Genomic DNA, 15827 nt, shown 5'->3' with positions numbered 1-15827 from the left:
ATGCTCCAGATGGTTCCGAAGCCTCCTGAAGCATCCTTCGAGACGCCATTCTCAAGGGAATGGCTCCTCAGGATGAGGGCTGGAGGAGCAAGTTATCTGCTGGGGCGACGGTCGACAGGCGGGCGGGCATCGTGTCATCTCTTGTCGGCTTTCGCAGGGACGGGTGACCGCCCCCGCGCCGCCGGAGATCATCGCTGCTTGCCCCACCGCCTCGTCGAACTGCCGCTGCTGCGCCGCTTGAAACCCGGCCTCCATGTCCATGAGGAGGAGGCGCTGAATGCCGAGCCGGCGCTCGCGCTGCTGGGCGAGCCGATCACGCCGGTCGATTCCTTCTTCATCCGCAATAACGGCCATCTGCCGGAGATCGACGACGACAGCGCCTGGACGCTGACGATCGATGGCGAGGTCGAGCGCCCGGCCGTCTGGACCGTCGAAGGACTGCGCCAGCGCTTCGAGACCGTCACCCTCACCGCCGTCCTGGAATGCGCCGGCAATGGCCGCTCGTGCTTCTCGCCGGCGACGGACGGCCTGCAATGGCGGCTCGGCGCCGTCGGCTGCGCGCGCTGGACCGGGGTCAGGCTGGCGGATGTGCTGGAGCATGCCGGCCCGAGGCCGAGCGCGATCTATACCGCGCATTACGCGCCGGACCGTCAGATCGGCAAGCCGGAGAAGGCGGCGCTCTCGCGCGGCTTGCCGATGGCCAAGGCGGTGGCGCCGGAAACCCTGATCGCCTTCGCCATGAATGGCGAGCCCTTGCCGCGCCTGCATGGCGGGCCCTTGCGTATCGTCGCGCCGGGCTATCCCGGCTCGGCCTGGCAGAAATGGCTCGACCGGATCAGCCTGCGCACTGTCGAACATGACGGCGAGAAGATGCGCGGGACGGATTATCGGATGCCGATCCGACCGGTGCGCCCTGGCGAGTCGCTCGATCCATCGAATTTCGCTGTGATCACCGACATGCCGGTGAAATCGTTGATCACGGCACCGCTCGACGGCTTCGTGGTGCAGCAGGGCGAGCGATTGACGGTCGCGGGCTTTGCCTGGAGTGGCGCCGTTCCGCTGGAATCGGTCGCAGTTTCCGGGGATGGCGGCGAGAGCTGGAGCGATGTCGAGTTGCAGGCCGGTGAGGGGCGCTTCGCCTGGCAGCGCTTCGAGACGGAGATCGTCGTCGGACAGCCCGGACCGTTCGTCGTCATGGCACGGGCGCGCGATGCCGAGGGCGGCATTCAACCGTTGGAGCCGGTCTGGAACCCGCGCGGATACTGCAACAATCAGGTCCAGCGCGTGCGTGGCTCGGTCGTCGCGTGACGCTTTGAACCTTTTGGCGGGTTGCTGCGTCTAAGAAGTGGGTCTGCCATTCCGGGCATGGCTCTGCCGCCTCGGTCACTCCTCCTCCCATCGGCGACCGAGGCGGCTATTCTCTCCAGATGACGCGCTCAGGCCGCGAGAAGCGCCTTGCCGTCGGCGGCGTGGCCCGTCACCGGCACGATCTCGCCCGGCGCGACGTCTCTCGCGAAGCGAACCAGCGTGAAATCCTCGGCGCGGCCGGTATTACCGCGTTCGGTCAGCACGCTGAGCGGACGGCCGATGCGTTCCGTGAGATGGCGGGCCTGCGCGGCGCTTGCCGCTGCGCGCAGCCGCGCGGCACGCTCGGAGACGATCTCTCCCGAAAGCTGCGGCATCCGCGCGGCCGGCGTGCCGGGGCGGGCCGAATAGGGGAAGACGTGGACGAAGCTCAGGCCGCAGGCTTCGACGAGATCGAGTGAGCGGGCGAACATCGCCTCGTCTTCGGTCGGAAAGCCGGCGATGAGATCGGCACCGAAGACGATGTCCGGGCGCAATTCGCGTATTTCCGCGCAGAAGCGGATGGCGTCGTCGCGTGTATGCCGGCGCTTCATGCGCTTGAGGATGAGATCGTCGCCGGCCTGCAGCGAGAGATGCAGATGCGGCATCAGGCGGGTCTCGGTCGCGAGCAGGTCGCGCAAACTGTCGTCGACCTCGACCGCGTCGATCGAGGAGAGGCGCAGGCGCGGCAGATCGGGCAAGGCATACAGGATCGCTCCGGTGAGCGCGCCCAGCGTCGGCTCCTCGGGCAGGTCGCGGCCATAGCTGGTGAGGTCGACGCCGGTCAGCACGATCTCGCGGGCGCCGGCTTCCAGCAGGGTACGGCATTGCGCGACGACATCGGCGATGGCGAGCGAGCGCGAATTGCCGCGCCCGAACGGGATGACGCAGAAGGTGCAGCGATGGTCGCAGCCGTTCTGGACCTGGACGAAACCGCGCGTATGGCCAGCGAAGCGGCCGGTGACCGGCGCGCGCATGGCGGTGCGGACCATGATGTCGCCGACATCGAGCTTGTCGGTGGTAGTCGTGTCGGGATGGCCGAGGCTGTTGGAGCGTGCGAGCGCAGCCCAGTTCTCGCGCCGCAGCTTCTCGTCATTGCCGAGGACGCGGTCGACTTCGGGCATAGCGGCGAAACGGGCGGGCTCGATCTGCGCGGCGCAACCGGTGACGATCACGGGCCGGTTCGGCTGCTCGCGCTTGAGGCGGCGCACGGCCTGGCGCGCCTGCCGGGTCGCCTCGGCGGTGACGGCGCAGGAATTGACGATCGCGACTTCCTTCAGCCCGGCGGCTTCCGCCTGGAGCCTCAGCGCCTCGCTCTCGACGATGTTGAGGCGGCAGCCGAAGATGACGACTTCCAGCGTCATAAGGTCTGGCCCTCAGGCCGCGCTCGAAAACAACGCCGGGTCGAGCGTGCCTTCCCATTCGAATTCGACCGGGCCGGTCATCAGGACATGGCCGTCGCGCTCGCGCCATTCGATGGCGAGGTCGCCGCCGGGCAGGCTGACGGTTGCCTTGCGGGCGGTGAGCTCGCGGCGCACGCCCGCGACCAGCGCCGCGCAGGCACCGGAGCCGCAGGCCTGGGTGATGCCGGCGCCGCGCTCCCAGACACGCAGCACGATATGATCGGGCGCCTTCACCGCGGCGAGCTCGATATTGGCGCGATCGGGGAAGATCGGGTGGTTCTCAAGCAGAGGGCCGATCTGCTCGAGATTGTAGGCATAGGGGTCGGTGACGAAGAAGACCGCGTGCGGATTGCCCATGTTGACGGCGCAGGGCGTGTGCAGGATCGGGTTGTCGATCGGCCCGATCTGGAGCTCGAAGCGGCTGGTGTCCTCGAAGGGCTCGGCCAGGGGAATCTGGTCCCAGGCGAGACGCGGCGCACCCATGTCGACGGTGAAGAGCGTGTCGCCCTCGCGCACCGCCGGCAGCAGCCCGGCCTTGGTCTGGAGCGTAAGGCGGGTCTTGGCGGCATCGCCCATCTGCGGATCGGCGATCATCGCCCAGGCGACGCAGCGCGTGCCGTTGCCGCAGGCGCCGGCTTCCGACCCGTCGGTGTTGTAGATGCGCACGAAGGCGTCGGTGCCGGGCGTCGCCGCATCGTGAAGGACCATGAGCTGGTCGAAGCGGGCGCGCGGCTCGGATGCGATGGCGCGGGCCTCGTTCTCGCTGACGACATGCTTGCTGCCGCGCAGGTCCAGCACCGTGATCTGGTTGCCGAGCCCGTTCATCTTCAGGAACCGGCGATTGGCCAGAGCGTTCATTTGGTCACACGTCCCATGAATAAGGGGTCTATGACGGAGGCGACGTGAAAAAGCCACCCTCGTCCCCGTTCCCTAGGAGAAGGTGGACATTCTATGTTGCGCCGCAAGGGCGCGAATCGCGTGAAACTCGAAGGCCGTGACGATGCGTGATTCTCGGCAGTATTCCCTGATCTATATTCTGGCGCTCCTGGCGAGCCTGCCGAACGGAATGGCCTTCGCACAGACGCGCGTGGCGCCTCCGCCCGCGGTCGAATCCGCACCTCTCGCACCACCGCCCGGCGCCAGTCCCGCACAGATGCCCTCGGCACCGGCGCAGACGCCGCCCGTGCCCGTGCCGGATTCTCAGTCGGGGCCGCAGCCGGTTCAGCCGGCGCCGCCACCGCCGAATCCGGTGGTGCCGCAGCCTGTGCAACCCGCGCCAACCCTGCCGGGACCGGCCGAGCCGCAGCCGGTGCAGCCGCCGCCGACCCTGCCGCCTCCGGGACAGCCCTTGCCCGCGCCACCCGCCCAGCAGCAGACCGGCGTGCCCGATCCCAATGCGACGCTCGCCGGCAAGCGCGGGGATTCCAGCGATATCGACGAGGTTGCGCTGGTCGCCAAGCCCGTTCTCGCGCTGTCGGGGCAGGCGACCTGGGACCAGGGTTTCCAGAAGCTCTCGGAAAGCTTCAACATCCTGCGCGCGGAAGCGCAGAAGGCGGGCCTGCCGGTCGCGGGCCGGCCCCTGTCGCTCTTCGTCGAGACGACGGATGACGGTTTCCGCTTCGAAGCCATGTTGCCGGTTGCGCCATCGGCCGGGGGGCAGGTTCCTGCCTTCGGTCCGGGCATCCGGCTTGGCGCCTCACCGGCGGGGCGGGCGCTGCGTTTCCTGCACGTTGCGCCCTACGATGATATCGATTCCACTTACGAGACGATCACGGCCTATCTCGAAGCCAAGAGCATCGCCGTGAAGGACGCCTTCCTCGAGGAATACGTCAGCGACCTCCGGGACCCCGGCGATCCGAACCTCGAGATCAACGTCTACGTTCAGCCGAAGTAGCGAGCGTCATGCTCGGGCCTGACCCGAGCATCTCATGACGATCGAGGCTCCCTGCGCCTCGCTTTAAAGAGATTCTCGGGTCTGCGCTTAGCTTCGCCCGAGAATGACGGTTGCGGATTTCGCTCACACGCTCCAGCTCAAGCCCGGCCGCATCGGCCTGAAGCGCTCTTCCGGCAGGCCGACTTCGGCGAGCGCCACCTTCAGCGCTTCGGGCGGGCGCTCGACGCCCTCGTCGGTGAGCTGGAACGTGCCCCAGTGATGGCCGATCGCCTGCTGCGCGCGCAGCGCCAGCATGACCTTCACCGCCTCGTCCGGGTTCATGTGGTTGTCCGACATGAACCAGCGCGGCTCGTAGGCGCCGATCGGCAGCACGGCGAGATCGAAGGGCCCGTGCCTGCTGCCGAGCTCGGCATAGAGCGAGCCGTCATGGTAGCCGGTATCGCCGATATGGAAGATCTTCGCGGCCGGCGTTTCCAGGATGTAGGAGCACCAAAGCGCCATGCGGCGGTCGAAGGCGCCGCGCGCCGACCAGTGATAGCTCGGCACCAGCGTCACCGCGACCGTGTCCGAGAGCGTGAGCCGGTCGTTCCAGTCATGCGCCTCGGCGCGGGCATCGGGGATGCGGGCGCGGACGATCGCGTCATTGCCGAGCGGCATGATCATGCGCGGCCGATCTCGCTCGTGCAGCAGCGCCAGCGTCTCGATGTCGAGATGGTCGTAATGGTTATGCGTGACCAGCACCGCGTCGATCTTCGGCAGATCGGCGAAGGCGACGCCCGGCGCGTTCACGCGCCTGGGGCCGATGAAGGAGAAGGGGCTCGCGCGTTCGGAATAGACCGGGTCGATAAGCAGGTTGAGGCCAGCCACCTGATAGAGGAATGAGGCATGGCCGAGATGGACGACCCGGGCGCCCTCGACGCGGGCCGGGGGCTTGTCCTGCGGCGGCGCGGGATAGGCGAGCGGGAAGGCCTCGCGCTCGCGCTTGCCGGTCTGCCAGCGCAGCACGTCGGCGAGTCCCTTGGTCACCGGGCGGCCGTCGCTGAAGACGAGCCCATTGAAATGGTCGCTGACGGGTCCCTGGTAATAGGGATTGCGCGAGCGGGTGATCGCGGCCCAGGCGGCGCCGGTCGAAGCCAGCAATGCACCGAGGCCGACGAAGGAGAGAAGCTTGCGGCGGGTCATGGTGCAGAAAAGGTAGGCCGCCGCGGCGTTTGGTCAAGGCTTCGGCGATCTGATCGCCAGGGCGTGAAGCCAGCGCGTCGGCTGGCGGTCGTAACCGGAGCCGGTGTCTTCCTCGATCGTCAGAGACTGCCAGCGCTTGTCCGAACCGAAGGCCGCGCGCAGTTCTGCGGCGGAGAGATAGTTGAAATAGCGGCCGAGGCCGTCGCGTCCCTCGGCCTCGCCGGCCTTGAAGCTGGCATAGAGCACGCCGCCCGGCCGCAGCGCCCGATGGATTCGGTCGATGATGCCGGGCAGGGCCGGGCGCGGCGCATGCAGCAGGCAGGCATGCGCCCAGACGCCGTCATAGGCCGAGACGTCTTCCAGGTCTTCGAAGAGCAGGACGCCGACCGGACGGCCGAGCCGCAGCTCGGCCTGTTGGGCCAACTCCGGGGAGCCGTCCGTCGGCACGACGTCGAAGCCGCGCCGCAGCATCTCCTCGCTGTCCTGCCCGCCGCCGCAGCCGAGTTCGAGAATCCGCGCGCCCGGCTTGAGCCCGGCCACGAAGGGATCGATGCGGCTGTGCTCTGCCAGCCGGTCGCGGCCGGCATAGGCGCTGGCTTCCTCGGCATAGAAGCCGAGCGTCCGGGCGTCCTTGCTCGACATGGCGGGCGTCAGTTGCTGCCGGAGCGGATGGCGACGGTCGCGACGCCGGCGCCGATCAGCAGCGTGCCGCCGGCCTTGTTGAACAGCCCGATCGCACGGGGATTGCCGACCACCGCGCGGGCGCGGGAGGCGATCAGCGCGTAGCCCATGGCATTGGCGAAGGCGAGGGTGATGAAGGTCACCTCGAAGATCAGCATCTGCGTCCAGAAATCGCCCTTGGTGTCGAGGAACTGGGGCAGGAAGGCGACGAAGAAGGTGATGCTCTTCGGATTGAGCGCCGTCACCAGCCAGGCATGGCCGAGCATCTTCCAGCCGGGAGCGGCATCCTCGCGCGGCTTGGCGTCGAGCGTGCCGCCGGCGCGGAAGAGCTTGATGCCGAGCCAGACCAGATAAGCCGCGCCGATCCATTTCAGCGCGGTGAAGACCAGGGCGGAGGTGGCGAGCAGGGCGCCGACGCCGAGCATGGAAAGCGTCATCGCCGTGAAATCGCCGAGCGCGACGCCGACCGCGATCGGGAAGGCGGTGCGCCAGCCCTGGCCGAGCGCATAGGAGATGACCAGGAGGATCGTCGGTCCGGGGATGACCAGAAGGACGGCAGTGGCGGCGGTGAAGGCGATCCAGGCTTCGAAGGTCATGGTGGTGATGGCTCCGTTAAAGACGAGAGCCATCACCAGAAGCCGGTGTTTGTAAAGAGCCGAATTGAGGTCGGCTCAGACCCGTTCAGAGGGCGTTGCGGAGGAAATCACAGAGCGCTGAGCGAACGGCAGCTTCGGGAGCCACCTGGCCGGGCTGCACGGTGAAGGCGATGTCGATGCGGGTGCCCGTGGGTTGCTTGCGGGTGGTCACCTTCAGGAGCTGCGGACGCCCGGAGCCGGTGACTTCCTGGACGGCGGTGATCGTGCCGCTCGCCTTGTCGGATCGGATATCCATGAAATCGCCGTCGGCCTGGATCGCCCTGGTGATGATAGGCAGCACGGCGGCGGGGGATTTCTTGGTCAGCTCCCAGGTCTTGTAGGTAATCTGCGAGACCATCGGCACGCCGGCGGAGCTGAAATTCGTCACGCAAGGTTGTGCCTGCCCCTGGGTCATGCCAGCGACCAGCAACGGAGCGGCTAGGGCGAATGCTATTCCTGAAAATTTGGCCATTGCAGTCCGTATCCTCAATGAAAGATCACAATTGCTAGCTGCAAGGACCAGTTCCTGTCATCTTGGAATTTCCGTTCATCAACGCCTTTGGGTCGATGCGAGCGGGCCGGCATCGAGCGTCACGTGCGGCTCGGGGTCGGCTGCGACGACCAGCGCCCACCAGACGCGATAGCTGGTGCGCGGGTCCTTGGAGAGCGCGATGCCGTAGCGGGTCGCTTCCTTCATCCGCAGGTTGGTGTCGTGGCCCGGCGACTTGCGCCAGCCCTCGAAGGCCTCCTCGACCGAGAAATAGCCGCCGCCGAGATTTTCCGCTGCCCGGGCGCTGTCGATGCCGGCGGCATGGATACGGGCGGTGAAGTTGCCGCCGGCATCATGCGAGAGCGAATTTGCCTTGACCATCGCATCGGCCTGACGCTGCGCCATCGCCATCAGGCGCGGATCGGGCCGAACGGGGCCGAGGCCGTTGCTGGCGCGGTAGGCGTTGAGGATGCGCCCGGCCTGAGCCGGATCGAGCGAGACGGCGGCGACCTTCTCGACCATGCGCTGATCGAGCGGGCCTTCACGCCTTGGATCGCCGGCACAGGCGGCGAGGAAGAGGGTGAGGGCCAGCAGGGGAAGGGCGGTCGCAATCTTCATGAAACATCGCTGTCGAATCGGGGGAGCGCAGCGATGCCGCCAGATCAGGGCCGTTCTGCGGCCAAGGCTCACAATTTCGTGTGGCGGTTGAATCGCATGCGGTGGAAGGACGCCGCTCCGGAACGCGACAGGGCGTCATTCTCGGGCTTGACCCGAGAATCTCTTAACGGTCAGGCATGGGAGCCTCTTTCGGCCGGAGATGCTCGGGTCGGGCCCGAGCATGACGGCCAAGAGGCGGCTCTGCCGGCTCGCAAATCGCCGTCAAACTTGACTTTCGCCACAGTCTTCCGCTTTAAGACGCCCATCCGTTTCGCCGACATCGCCGAAACCACATCCGCCGACCGGGCCGCGCAAGCCGCTTTCATGAGCCCGGAGGTCAACGCCCGACAGCGCGATTGCGCCCTCGGGCGCGAAACCGCTTGGCGATGAGGCTCTGGCGCTGAAGGCTTCCTGAGGCAAGCAGGCAGGTCCGCATGTTCGGCACGCTGAGCGACAGGCTCTCCGGCATCCTTTCGGGGCTGACCCGCAGGGGTTCGCTGACCGAGGAGGACGTCAACGCGGCTCTCCGCGAGGTTCGCCGCGCACTGCTCGAGGCGGACGTCGCGCTCGAGGTCGTCCGCAGCTTCACCGAGAAGGTGCGCGAGCGCGCCGTCGGCGCCGAGGTGCTGAAGTCGGTCACGCCCGGTCAGCAGGTCATCAAGATCGTCAACGACGTCCTGATCGAGACGCTGGGCGGCGAGGGAGAGGGCATCAATTTCGATGCCGTGCCGCCGGTGCCGGTCCTGATGGTGGGTCTGCAGGGTTCGGGTAAGACCACCTCCACGGCCAAGATCGCCAAGCGCCTGACCGAGCGCCACAAGAAGAAGGTGCTGATGGCGTCGCTGGATACGCGACGCCCGGCCGCCATGGAACAGCTCGCCATCCTGGGTACCCAGGTCGGCGTGCAGACGCTGCCGATCGTCGCCGGCCAGTCGGCCGTGCAGATCGCCAAGCGCGCGGTCGAGGCCGCCCGTCTCGGTGGCTACGACGTCGTGATGCTCGACACCGCCGGCCGCGTGACGCTCGACGACACGCTGATGGCCGAGGTCGCCGAGGTGAAGGCCGCGACGAACCCGCATGAAGTGCTGCTCGTCGCCGATGCGCTGACCGGCCAGGACGCGGTCAACACGGCGCGCGCCTTCGATGCCCGCGTCGGCCTCACCGGCATCGTGCTGACCCGCATGGACGGCGACTCGCGCGGCGGCGCGGCGCTCTCGATGCGCGCCGTCACCGGCAAGCCGATCAAGCTCGTCGGTATCGGCGAAAAGGTCGACGAGCTCGACGAATTCCACCCCTCGCGCGTCGCCAACCGCATCCTCGGCATGGGCGACATCGTCTCGCTGGTCGAGAAGGCGGCGCAGACGATCGATGCCGTGCAGGCGCAGGCCACCGCGCAGCGCATGGCCAAGGGCCAGTTCGACCTCTCCGACATGCGTGCTCAGCTCCAGCAGATGGAGAAGATGGGCGGCATCGGCGGCGTGATGGGCATGCTGCCCGGCATGAAGCAGGCGCAGTCCCAGCTCGCCAATGCCGGCGTCGGCGACAAGATGTTCAAGAGCATGATCGCCGCGATCGATTCGATGACGCCGGCCGAGCGCAAGAACCCGGACCTGCTCAAGAACAGCCGCAAGAAGCGCATCGCGGCCGGCTCCGGCACCACGGCCGAGCAGATCAACAAGCTGCTCAAGATGCATCGCGGCATGGCCGACGCCATGAAGATGATGAGCAAGCAGAAGGGCGGCATGCTCGGCAAGCTCGGCTCGATGTTCGGGATGGGCGGCGGTCTGCCGGCCGGCATGCCCGATCCCTCGAAGATGGACCCGGCGCAGCTTGCGGAACTGCAGAAGCAGCTCGGCGCGGGCGGCGGCCTGCCTTCGATGCCGCCGGGCGGCTTCCCCGGCCTGCCGAAGGGCGTGACCCCGCCGGCCGGCATGATGCCGAAGCTGCCGGGCCTCGGCAGCGGCCTGCCCGGCTTGGGTAATCCGTTCGGGGGCAAGAAGAAGTGATTCCCGTTCTGGAAACAGAGCGGTTGCGGCTGCGCGGCTGGACGGCCGCCGATTTCGACGTGCTCGCGCAGTTCTTCGGCAACGAGGAACTCACGCGCTATGTCGGCGGCGCCAGCAACCGCGAGGATTCGTGGCGCCGTCTGTCCAGCATGGCCGGCCATTGGTCCTTGCGCGGCCACGGCCTCTGGGCGGTGGAAGCGAAGGATGACCGCCGCCTCGTCGGCTGGTGCGGCCTGCTCTCGCCGGAAGGCTGGCCCGAGCCGGAGATCGGCTGGAGCCTGTTCGCAGGCGAGCATGGCCGCGGCTACGCGACCGAGGCCGCGCTGCGCGCCCGTGACTATGCCTATCGTGACTTGGGATGGACCACGCTGATGAGCCTGGTCCATCCCGACAACCGACCCTCGATCCGTGTCGCCGAGCGTCTCGGCGCGCGCTTCGAGAAACCCTTCGTGATCCGTGGCACCGAGGTCGGCATCTACCGGCACCCGGCCGCCACGCCTGCGAAACACTGAACCAAAACCAAACCTGACCGGAGAAGACCCATGTCCCTCAAGATTCGCCTGACCCGCGGCGGCGCCAAGAAGCGCCCCTACTACCGCATCGTCGTCGCCGACTCGCGCTCGCCGCGCGATGGCCGCTTCATCGAGAAGATCGGCTCCTATGATCCGATGAAGGCCAAGGACGCCGCCGACCGCGTCGTGCTCGACCTCGAGAAGGTCCAGGCCTGGCTCGCCAAGGGCGCTCAGCCGACCGACCGCGTGCTGCGCTTCCTCGACGCCGCCGGCCTGGTCAAGCGCGCTGCCCGCAACAACCCGAACAAGGCTGTTCCCGGCGAGAAGGCCAAGGAGCGCGCCGAGAAGCGGGCCGAGAAGGCCACTGCTCCGGCTGCCGAAGAAGCCGCCGAGGCGTGAGCCTGATCGTCCGCACGTCGGTCTCGGGCGAGGCACTGCTTCGGCCCGGGTGTTTTCTCAAGGAGGTGCCCGGCTCAAGGCCGGGCATGACGTGCTGACATGAGCGACCTTGTCCTGCTCGGTGTCGTCGGCGCGCCGCATGGCGTGCGCGGCGAGGTCAGGATCAAGACCTTTACCGGCGATCCCCTCGGGATCGCCGGTTACGGCCCGCTGACCGACGGCAAGGGCCGCAGCTTCGAGATCACCGATATCCGCCCGGCCAAGGAAGTGGTCGTCGCCCGGCTCAAGGACGTGACGACGCGCGAGCATGCCGAGGCGCTGAACGGGACCGAACTCTTCGTCGCCCGCGACAAGCTTTCGGCGGACGCGGATGAAGACGAATTTCTGCATGCCGACCTGATCGGCTGCAGCGTGGTCGGGCTGGATGGCGCGGTGCTCGGCACCGTCACCATGGTCGAGAATTACGGGGCCGGCGACCTGCTCGATATCAAGACGCCGGACGGGCGCTACGTCCTGATGCCTTTCACCAAGGCCTTCGCGCCGCGCATCGACATCGCCGCGCGCCGGATCGAGGCCGAGCCCCCCTTGGGATTGTTCGAGCCCGACGATGACAAGCCATAAGCCTGCCCGCGCCCTGATCTTCGACATGGACGGCACCATCGTCGACAATATGCGCTTCCATGACGATGCCTGGGAGAGCTGGCACGTCAGCAACAAGCTGCCCTTCGACCGCAGCACTTTCGCGGCGCGCACGGCCGGCATGGCCGGCAACGAGATCATCTCCTCCTATTTCCCGGAAGCCGCCGTGGCCGAGCTCGACGCGATGAGCGACGCGAAGGAAGCGCTCTACCGGGAGGCCTATCTGCCGCATGTCGCCGCGACCCCCGGCTTTCTCGACCTCATCGCGCGGGCCGAGGCGGCCGGCGTGCCGATGGCCGTCGGGACGGCGGCGCCGCCGGCCAATATCGAGGTCGTGCTGGATACGCTCGGCCTGCGCCAGCGCTTCGCGACGATCGTCTCGCCGAGCCAGGGTTTTCGCGGCAAGCCGCATCCCGACATGTTCCTCGCCGCGGCCGAGCGGATGAAGGTCGATCCCGCCGATTGCATCGTCTTCGAGGATGCGCCGCTCGGCGTCGAGGCGGCGCGCCGCGCCGGCATGCGGGCCGTGGCGCTGCTCACCATGCTCGGCCCCGAGGGCTTCGCGGGCTACGACAACCTGATCGCTTCGGCTCCGGATTTCACGGGGCTGGACGGGCTGCCTGCGCTGCGCTTCAGTTAGTTCGCCTTTTCACCCGCGGGTCATCCCGGACAAGCCGCGAAGCGGCGCCGATCCGGGATCCATGCCTGAACCGTTCCGGCATGGATCCCGGGTCTCCCCTTCGGTCGCCCGGGATGACCGACCGGGAGCAATTGCCTGACGCCAAGGTTGTCCATGTCCTTCCGCGCCTCGATCCTGACGCTCTATCCGGAGATGTTTCCCGGGCCGCTCGGCATCTCGCTGGCCGGTGAGGGGCTGCGCAAGGAACTGTGGTCGCTCGATACCCATCAGATCCGCGAGCACGGCATCGGCCGCCATCGCAATGTCGACGACAATCCGGCCGGTGGCGGCGCCGGCATGGTGCTGCGCTGCGACGTGCTGGCGGCGGCGATCGATGCGGCCGTGCCAGCGGATGACGCGCGTCCGCGCCTGCTGATGTCGCCGCGCGGACGCTCGCTCAAGCAGGAGCAGGTCCGCGACTGGGCTGAGGGGCCCGGCCTCGTCATCGTCTGCGGGCGCTTCGAGGGTGTCGACGAGCGGGTGATCGAGGGGCGCAACCTGATCGAGGTCTCGATCGGCGACTATATCCTCTCCGGTGGCGAGATGGCGGCGCTGACGCTGCTCGATGCCTGCGTGCGCCTCATCCCCGGCGTGATGGGCAAGGTCGCGTCCGGCGAGGACGAGAGCTTCGAGAACGGCTTGCTCGAATATCCGCATTATACCCGCCCGCGCGAATGGGAGGGCAGGGGGCTGCCCGAGGCGCTGCTCTCCGGCGACCATGCTCGCATCGCGAAATGGCGGCGGGCGGAGGCGGAGCGGATTACGCGAGAGAGAAGGCCGGACCTGCTGAAGGGGCGCGGCGAGGACTGAGACCTGCCGCCATTCTCGGGCGGAGCGCAGCGCAGACCCGAGAATCTCTTCCCGAAGAAGGCGCCTCTTTCTGCATGAGATGCTCGGGTCAAGCCCGAGCATGACGGCGGTGGTTACGGATAGGCCGTCACCGGCAGCTTCTCGGCCAGCCAGCCGCCGGGTCCGAGCATGCCGCCGCGCACGGCCGCTAGATCGCGCCAGCCACGTCCGGCGAGCTTCTGTACGACGGCGACCGCTTGCGCGCCTGTCCGGTCGATCAGGGCGATGCGCTTGCCGGGATTGTCGAGGCGCAAGCCGGCGATCCTGACCTCGAAGGCCGGCGCGTCGAAGTCCAATGCGAGAGCGCCCTGCGGCAGGCCGGTATCGGCCGATTCCTGTGCTCCGCGGATATCGACGAGCAGGATGCGCTTGGCTTGCGCCGCCTCATAGGTTTCGCGCGGAGAAAGCACCGGCGCCGATTGCCCGAAAACGAAAGAGGCCGGGAGCATGAAGCCCCCGGCCAGAACGATCCGGCGCGTTGCGGCGCCTTTGGTCATCGTGCTCAGCGCAGCTCGGCGCAGAAGCGCTGGATGCGGCGGCAGGCCTCTTCCAGCTTCTCGTCCGAGGTGGCGTAGGAGATGCGGAAGTTCGGGCCGAGGCCGAAGGACGAGCCATGCACGGCCGCGACGGCTTCCGTCTCCAGCAGGCCCATGACGAGGTCTTCGTCGGTCTCGATCTTCTTGCCGTTCGGCAGGGTCTTGCCGATCAGGGCCGAGCAGTCGGGATAGACGTAGAACGCGCCTTCCGGCACCGGGCATTTCAGGCCGCGGGTCTGGTTCAGCATGGAGACGACGAGGTCGCGGCGACGCTCGAAGGCCTTCTTGAAGACCGGGATATGCTCCTGCGTGCCGTCGAGCGCCTCGACCGCGGCCCATTGCGAGATCGCCGAGGTGCCCGAGGTCTGCTGGCCCTGGACCAGGTCCATGGCGTTGATGAGCTGCTGCGGACCGGCGGCGTAGCCGATGCGCCAACCGGTCATGGCGTAGGACTTGGAGACGCCGTTCATGGTCAGCGTGCGCTCGTAGAGGGCGGGCTCGACCTGCGCCGGGGTGACGAAGGTGAAGTCGCCATAGACGAGGTGCTCGTACATGTCGTCGGTGAGGATCCAGACATGCGGATGGCGCATCAGCACATCCGTGAGCTTCTTCATCTCGGCATGGCTATAGGCCGCGCCCGAGGGATTCGACGGCGAGTTCAGGATCACCCACTTGGTCTTCGGGGTGATCGCCTTCTCGAGATCCTCAGGCTGCAGCTTGAAGTCGTTCTTGAGATAGGTCTCGGCGAAGGTCGGGGTGCCGCCGCAAAGCGCGACCATCTCGGGATAGGAAACCCAGTAGGGCGAGACGCAGATGACCTCATCGCCGGGGTTCAGCGTGGCGAGCAGCGCGTTGTAGATGACGTGCTTGCCGCCGGTCGAGACGATGGTCTGGCTCGCCTTGTAGTCGAGGCCGTTCTCGCGCTTGAACTTGCGGGCGACGGCCTCGCGCAGCTGCGGGATTCCGGAAACCGGGGTGTACTTGGTCTCGCCGCGCTTGATCGCGGCGATCGCCGCTTCCTTGATATTGTCCGGCGTGTCGAAATCGGGCTCGCCGACGGAGAGCGAGATCACGTCCTTGCCCTGGGCTTTCAGGTCGCGGGCCTTCTGCGTGATCGTGATGGTCGCGGACGGCTTCACGCGCTTCAGGGCATCGGCAAGAAAGGCCATGGGACTGATCTCCGGGGAGGCGGACGGGTGAGCGCCGGAAAAAGGCGCGGGCGAGGTTTATGACTCGCGCGCCATGATCGCAAGCGCAACTGATTGATGTCTGGCAGAAACGTCATGAATTCAGGGCGGTTTGCCCTTGCGCTCCGGGCATGCGAAGGCCGGTCCATGACGAACCCAACCGGCCCCATCGCTGTTTATGTTGACGCCGACGCCTGCCCGGTGAAGGACGAGATCTATCGCGTCGCCGGCCGGCACGGCTTGCATGTCTTCGTCGTCGCCAACAGCTTCCTCAACGTGCCGCGCGAGCCCTGGATCGAGCGCGTGACGGTGCTCGGCAATTTCGACGCCGCCGACGACTGGATCGCCGAGCGGGTCGGGCGCGGGTCCATCGTGATCACCGCCGACATCCCGCTGGCCGATCGCTGCATCAAGGCCGGCGCCGACGTGATCGGACCGACCGGCAAGCCCTTCACCGAAGCCTCGATCGGCATGGCGCTGGCGACGCGCGACATGATGGAGGACCTGCGCGCGATGGGCGCGGCCAGCGGCGGGCCGAAACCGTTCTCGCAGAAGGACCGCTCGGCCTTCCTGCAGGCGCTCGACCTCGCGATCCAGCGATTGAAGCGGGCGGGCTTCGGCGGGTAGCTTTCGGCGGAACCGCGCCAGCCACGCATTGGCCGCTATGACTTTGGCATTGCTGGACGCATGGCGCCTTTGCCCGTAAATCTCGCCGCAAAGTAGGCTCGCCAATT

Annotated in this window: 18 protein-coding genes; 9 read left to right on the top strand and 9 right to left on the bottom strand. The window is 67.3% G+C overall.

Annotated elements, in window-relative coordinates:
- Nucleotides 1-198 precede the first annotated feature (198 nt).
- A complete protein-coding gene (locus ACFJGT_RS16490) occupies nt 199-1308 on the top strand; it encodes a sulfite oxidase (protein WP_377839580.1) in 1110 nt (369 codons plus the stop codon).
- 128 nt (nt 1309-1436) lie between these two features.
- On the opposite strand, the gene mtaB is transcribed toward ACFJGT_RS16490, so the two are convergent.
- Nucleotides 1437-2708, bottom strand: coding sequence for a tRNA (N(6)-L-threonylcarbamoyladenosine(37)-C(2))-methylthiotransferase MtaB (gene mtaB / locus ACFJGT_RS16485; protein WP_377839579.1), 1272 nt, complete (start codon nt 2706-2708; stop codon nt 1437-1439).
- Nucleotides 2709-2720: 12 nt separating this feature from the next.
- Nucleotides 2721-3605 carry a diaminopimelate epimerase gene (gene dapF / locus ACFJGT_RS16480; protein ID WP_377839574.1) on the bottom strand — a complete coding sequence of 295 codons (885 nt, stop codon included), beginning with the start codon at nt 3603-3605 and terminating at the stop codon, nt 2721-2723.
- A 142-nt stretch (nt 3606-3747) separates the two neighbouring features.
- On the opposite strand from dapF, the gene ACFJGT_RS16475 reads away from it, so the two are divergent.
- Complete coding sequence (locus ACFJGT_RS16475) at nt 3748-4641, top strand: GyrI-like domain-containing protein (protein WP_377839570.1); 894 nt, start codon at nt 3748-3750, stop codon at nt 4639-4641.
- A 123-nt stretch (nt 4642-4764) separates the two neighbouring features.
- Here the strand turns inward: ACFJGT_RS16475 and ACFJGT_RS16470 are convergent, their stop codons facing one another.
- The 5 genes from ACFJGT_RS16470 to ACFJGT_RS16450 form a co-directional block, all read right to left on the bottom strand.
- The gene (locus tag ACFJGT_RS16470; protein WP_377839565.1) at nt 4765-5823 is read right to left on the bottom strand and encodes an MBL fold metallo-hydrolase; all 1059 of its coding nucleotides are present in this window, start codon (nt 5821-5823) and stop codon (nt 4765-4767) included.
- Between the two features lie 33 nt (nt 5824-5856).
- A complete protein-coding gene (locus tag ACFJGT_RS16465) occupies nt 5857-6465 on the bottom strand; it encodes a class I SAM-dependent methyltransferase (RefSeq protein WP_377839561.1) in 609 nt (202 codons plus the stop codon).
- Nucleotides 6466-6473: 8 nt separating this feature from the next.
- On the bottom strand, nt 6474-7100 hold the full coding sequence (locus ACFJGT_RS16460) for a LysE family translocator (protein WP_377839557.1): 627 nt from the start codon (nt 7098-7100) through the stop codon (nt 6474-6476).
- Nucleotides 7101-7185: 85 nt separating this feature from the next.
- Nucleotides 7186-7554 (bottom strand): hypothetical protein, encoded by a 369-nt coding sequence (locus ACFJGT_RS16455; RefSeq protein WP_377839553.1) that lies wholly within the window; start codon nt 7552-7554, stop codon nt 7186-7188.
- Between the two features lie 135 nt (nt 7555-7689).
- Nucleotides 7690-8247, bottom strand: coding sequence for a CAP domain-containing protein (locus tag ACFJGT_RS16450; RefSeq protein WP_377839551.1), 558 nt, complete (start codon nt 8245-8247; stop codon nt 7690-7692).
- Nucleotides 8248-8720: 473 nt separating this feature from the next.
- On the opposite strand from ACFJGT_RS16450, the gene ffh reads away from it, so the two are divergent.
- The 6 genes from ffh to trmD all read left to right on the top strand — a co-directional run bounded on the left by ffh (nt 8721) and on the right by trmD (nt 13331).
- Nucleotides 8721-10292: a signal recognition particle protein gene (gene ffh / locus ACFJGT_RS16445; RefSeq protein WP_377839549.1), complete on the top strand. Its 1572-nt coding sequence runs from the start codon at nt 8721-8723 to the stop codon at nt 10290-10292.
- Entirely contained in the window at nt 10289-10804 is a 516-nt protein-coding gene (locus ACFJGT_RS16440; RefSeq protein WP_377839544.1) for a GNAT family N-acetyltransferase, read from the top strand. The genes ffh and ACFJGT_RS16440 overlap by 4 nt, the downstream gene beginning before the upstream one ends.
- A gap of 30 nt (nt 10805-10834) precedes the next feature.
- Nucleotides 10835-11203 carry a 30S ribosomal protein S16 gene (gene rpsP / locus ACFJGT_RS16435; RefSeq protein ID WP_377839539.1) on the top strand — a complete coding sequence of 123 codons (369 nt, stop codon included), beginning with the start codon at nt 10835-10837 and terminating at the stop codon, nt 11201-11203.
- Between the two features lie 99 nt (nt 11204-11302).
- A complete protein-coding gene (gene rimM / locus ACFJGT_RS16430) occupies nt 11303-11824 on the top strand; it encodes a ribosome maturation factor RimM (RefSeq protein ID WP_377839536.1) in 522 nt (173 codons plus the stop codon).
- A complete protein-coding gene (locus ACFJGT_RS16425; RefSeq protein ID WP_377839533.1) occupies nt 11811-12482 on the top strand; it encodes an HAD family hydrolase in 672 nt (223 codons plus the stop codon). The genes rimM and ACFJGT_RS16425 overlap by 14 nt, the downstream gene beginning before the upstream one ends.
- 153 nt (nt 12483-12635) lie before the next feature.
- Nucleotides 12636-13331, top strand: a complete 696-nt coding sequence (gene trmD / locus ACFJGT_RS16420) for a tRNA (guanosine(37)-N1)-methyltransferase TrmD (protein ID WP_377839529.1) — start codon at nt 12636-12638, stop codon at nt 13329-13331.
- 113 nt (nt 13332-13444) lie between these two features.
- On the opposite strand, the gene ACFJGT_RS16415 is transcribed toward trmD, so the two are convergent.
- Entirely contained in the window at nt 13445-13819 is a 375-nt protein-coding gene (locus tag ACFJGT_RS16415) for a rhodanese-like domain-containing protein (protein ID WP_377839524.1), read from the bottom strand.
- Between the two features lie 53 nt (nt 13820-13872).
- A complete protein-coding gene (locus tag ACFJGT_RS16410; RefSeq protein WP_293800625.1) occupies nt 13873-15075 on the bottom strand; it encodes a pyridoxal phosphate-dependent aminotransferase in 1203 nt (400 codons plus the stop codon).
- Between the two features lie 165 nt (nt 15076-15240).
- On the opposite strand from ACFJGT_RS16410, the gene ACFJGT_RS16405 reads away from it, so the two are divergent.
- A complete protein-coding gene (locus tag ACFJGT_RS16405; protein WP_377839519.1) occupies nt 15241-15720 on the top strand; it encodes a YaiI/YqxD family protein in 480 nt (159 codons plus the stop codon).
- Nucleotides 15721-15827: the final 107 nt, after the last annotated feature.

The organism is Allobosea sp. UC22_33 (assembly GCF_042700715.1).
Taxonomy (GTDB): Bacteria; Pseudomonadota; Alphaproteobacteria; order Rhizobiales; family Beijerinckiaceae; genus Allobosea.
Note: the sequence above shows the minus strand (reverse complement) of the source record. Positions and strands in the feature narration are given on the sequence as shown.

Excerpts from the sequence above, each read along its gene's own strand:
- mtaB (WP_377839579.1), bottom strand. The coding sequence starts at position 2,708 with ATGACGCTGGAAGTCGTCATCTTCGGCTGCCGCCTCAACATCGTCGAG.
- dapF (WP_377839574.1), bottom strand. The coding sequence starts at position 3,605 with ATGAACGCTCTGGCCAATCGCCGGTTCCTGAAGATGAACGGGCTCGGC.
- ACFJGT_RS16475 (WP_377839570.1), top strand. The coding sequence starts at position 3,748 with ATGCGTGATTCTCGGCAGTATTCCCTGATCTATATTCTGGCGCTCCTG.
- ACFJGT_RS16470 (WP_377839565.1), bottom strand. The coding sequence starts at position 5,823 with ATGACCCGCCGCAAGCTTCTCTCCTTCGTCGGCCTCGGTGCATTGCTG.
- ACFJGT_RS16465 (WP_377839561.1), bottom strand. The coding sequence starts at position 6,465 with ATGTCGAGCAAGGACGCCCGGACGCTCGGCTTCTATGCCGAGGAAGCC.
- ACFJGT_RS16460 (WP_377839557.1), bottom strand. The coding sequence starts at position 7,100 with ATGACCTTCGAAGCCTGGATCGCCTTCACCGCCGCCACTGCCGTCCTT.
- ACFJGT_RS16455 (WP_377839553.1), bottom strand. The coding sequence starts at position 7,554 with ATGACCCAGGGGCAGGCACAACCTTGCGTGACGAATTTCAGCTCCGCC.
- ACFJGT_RS16450 (WP_377839551.1), bottom strand. The coding sequence starts at position 8,247 with ATGAAGATTGCGACCGCCCTTCCCCTGCTGGCCCTCACCCTCTTCCTC.
- ffh (WP_377839549.1), top strand. The coding sequence starts at position 8,721 with ATGTTCGGCACGCTGAGCGACAGGCTCTCCGGCATCCTTTCGGGGCTG.
- rpsP (WP_377839539.1), top strand. The coding sequence starts at position 10,835 with ATGTCCCTCAAGATTCGCCTGACCCGCGGCGGCGCCAAGAAGCGCCCC.
- rimM (WP_377839536.1), top strand. The coding sequence starts at position 11,303 with ATGAGCGACCTTGTCCTGCTCGGTGTCGTCGGCGCGCCGCATGGCGTG.
- ACFJGT_RS16425 (WP_377839533.1), top strand. The coding sequence starts at position 11,811 with ATGACAAGCCATAAGCCTGCCCGCGCCCTGATCTTCGACATGGACGGC.
- trmD (WP_377839529.1), top strand. The coding sequence starts at position 12,636 with ATGTCCTTCCGCGCCTCGATCCTGACGCTCTATCCGGAGATGTTTCCC.
- ACFJGT_RS16415 (WP_377839524.1), bottom strand. The coding sequence starts at position 13,819 with ATGCTCCCGGCCTCTTTCGTTTTCGGGCAATCGGCGCCGGTGCTTTCT.
- ACFJGT_RS16410 (WP_293800625.1), bottom strand. The coding sequence starts at position 15,075 with ATGGCCTTTCTTGCCGATGCCCTGAAGCGCGTGAAGCCGTCCGCGACC.
- ACFJGT_RS16405 (WP_377839519.1), top strand. The coding sequence starts at position 15,241 with ATGACGAACCCAACCGGCCCCATCGCTGTTTATGTTGACGCCGACGCC.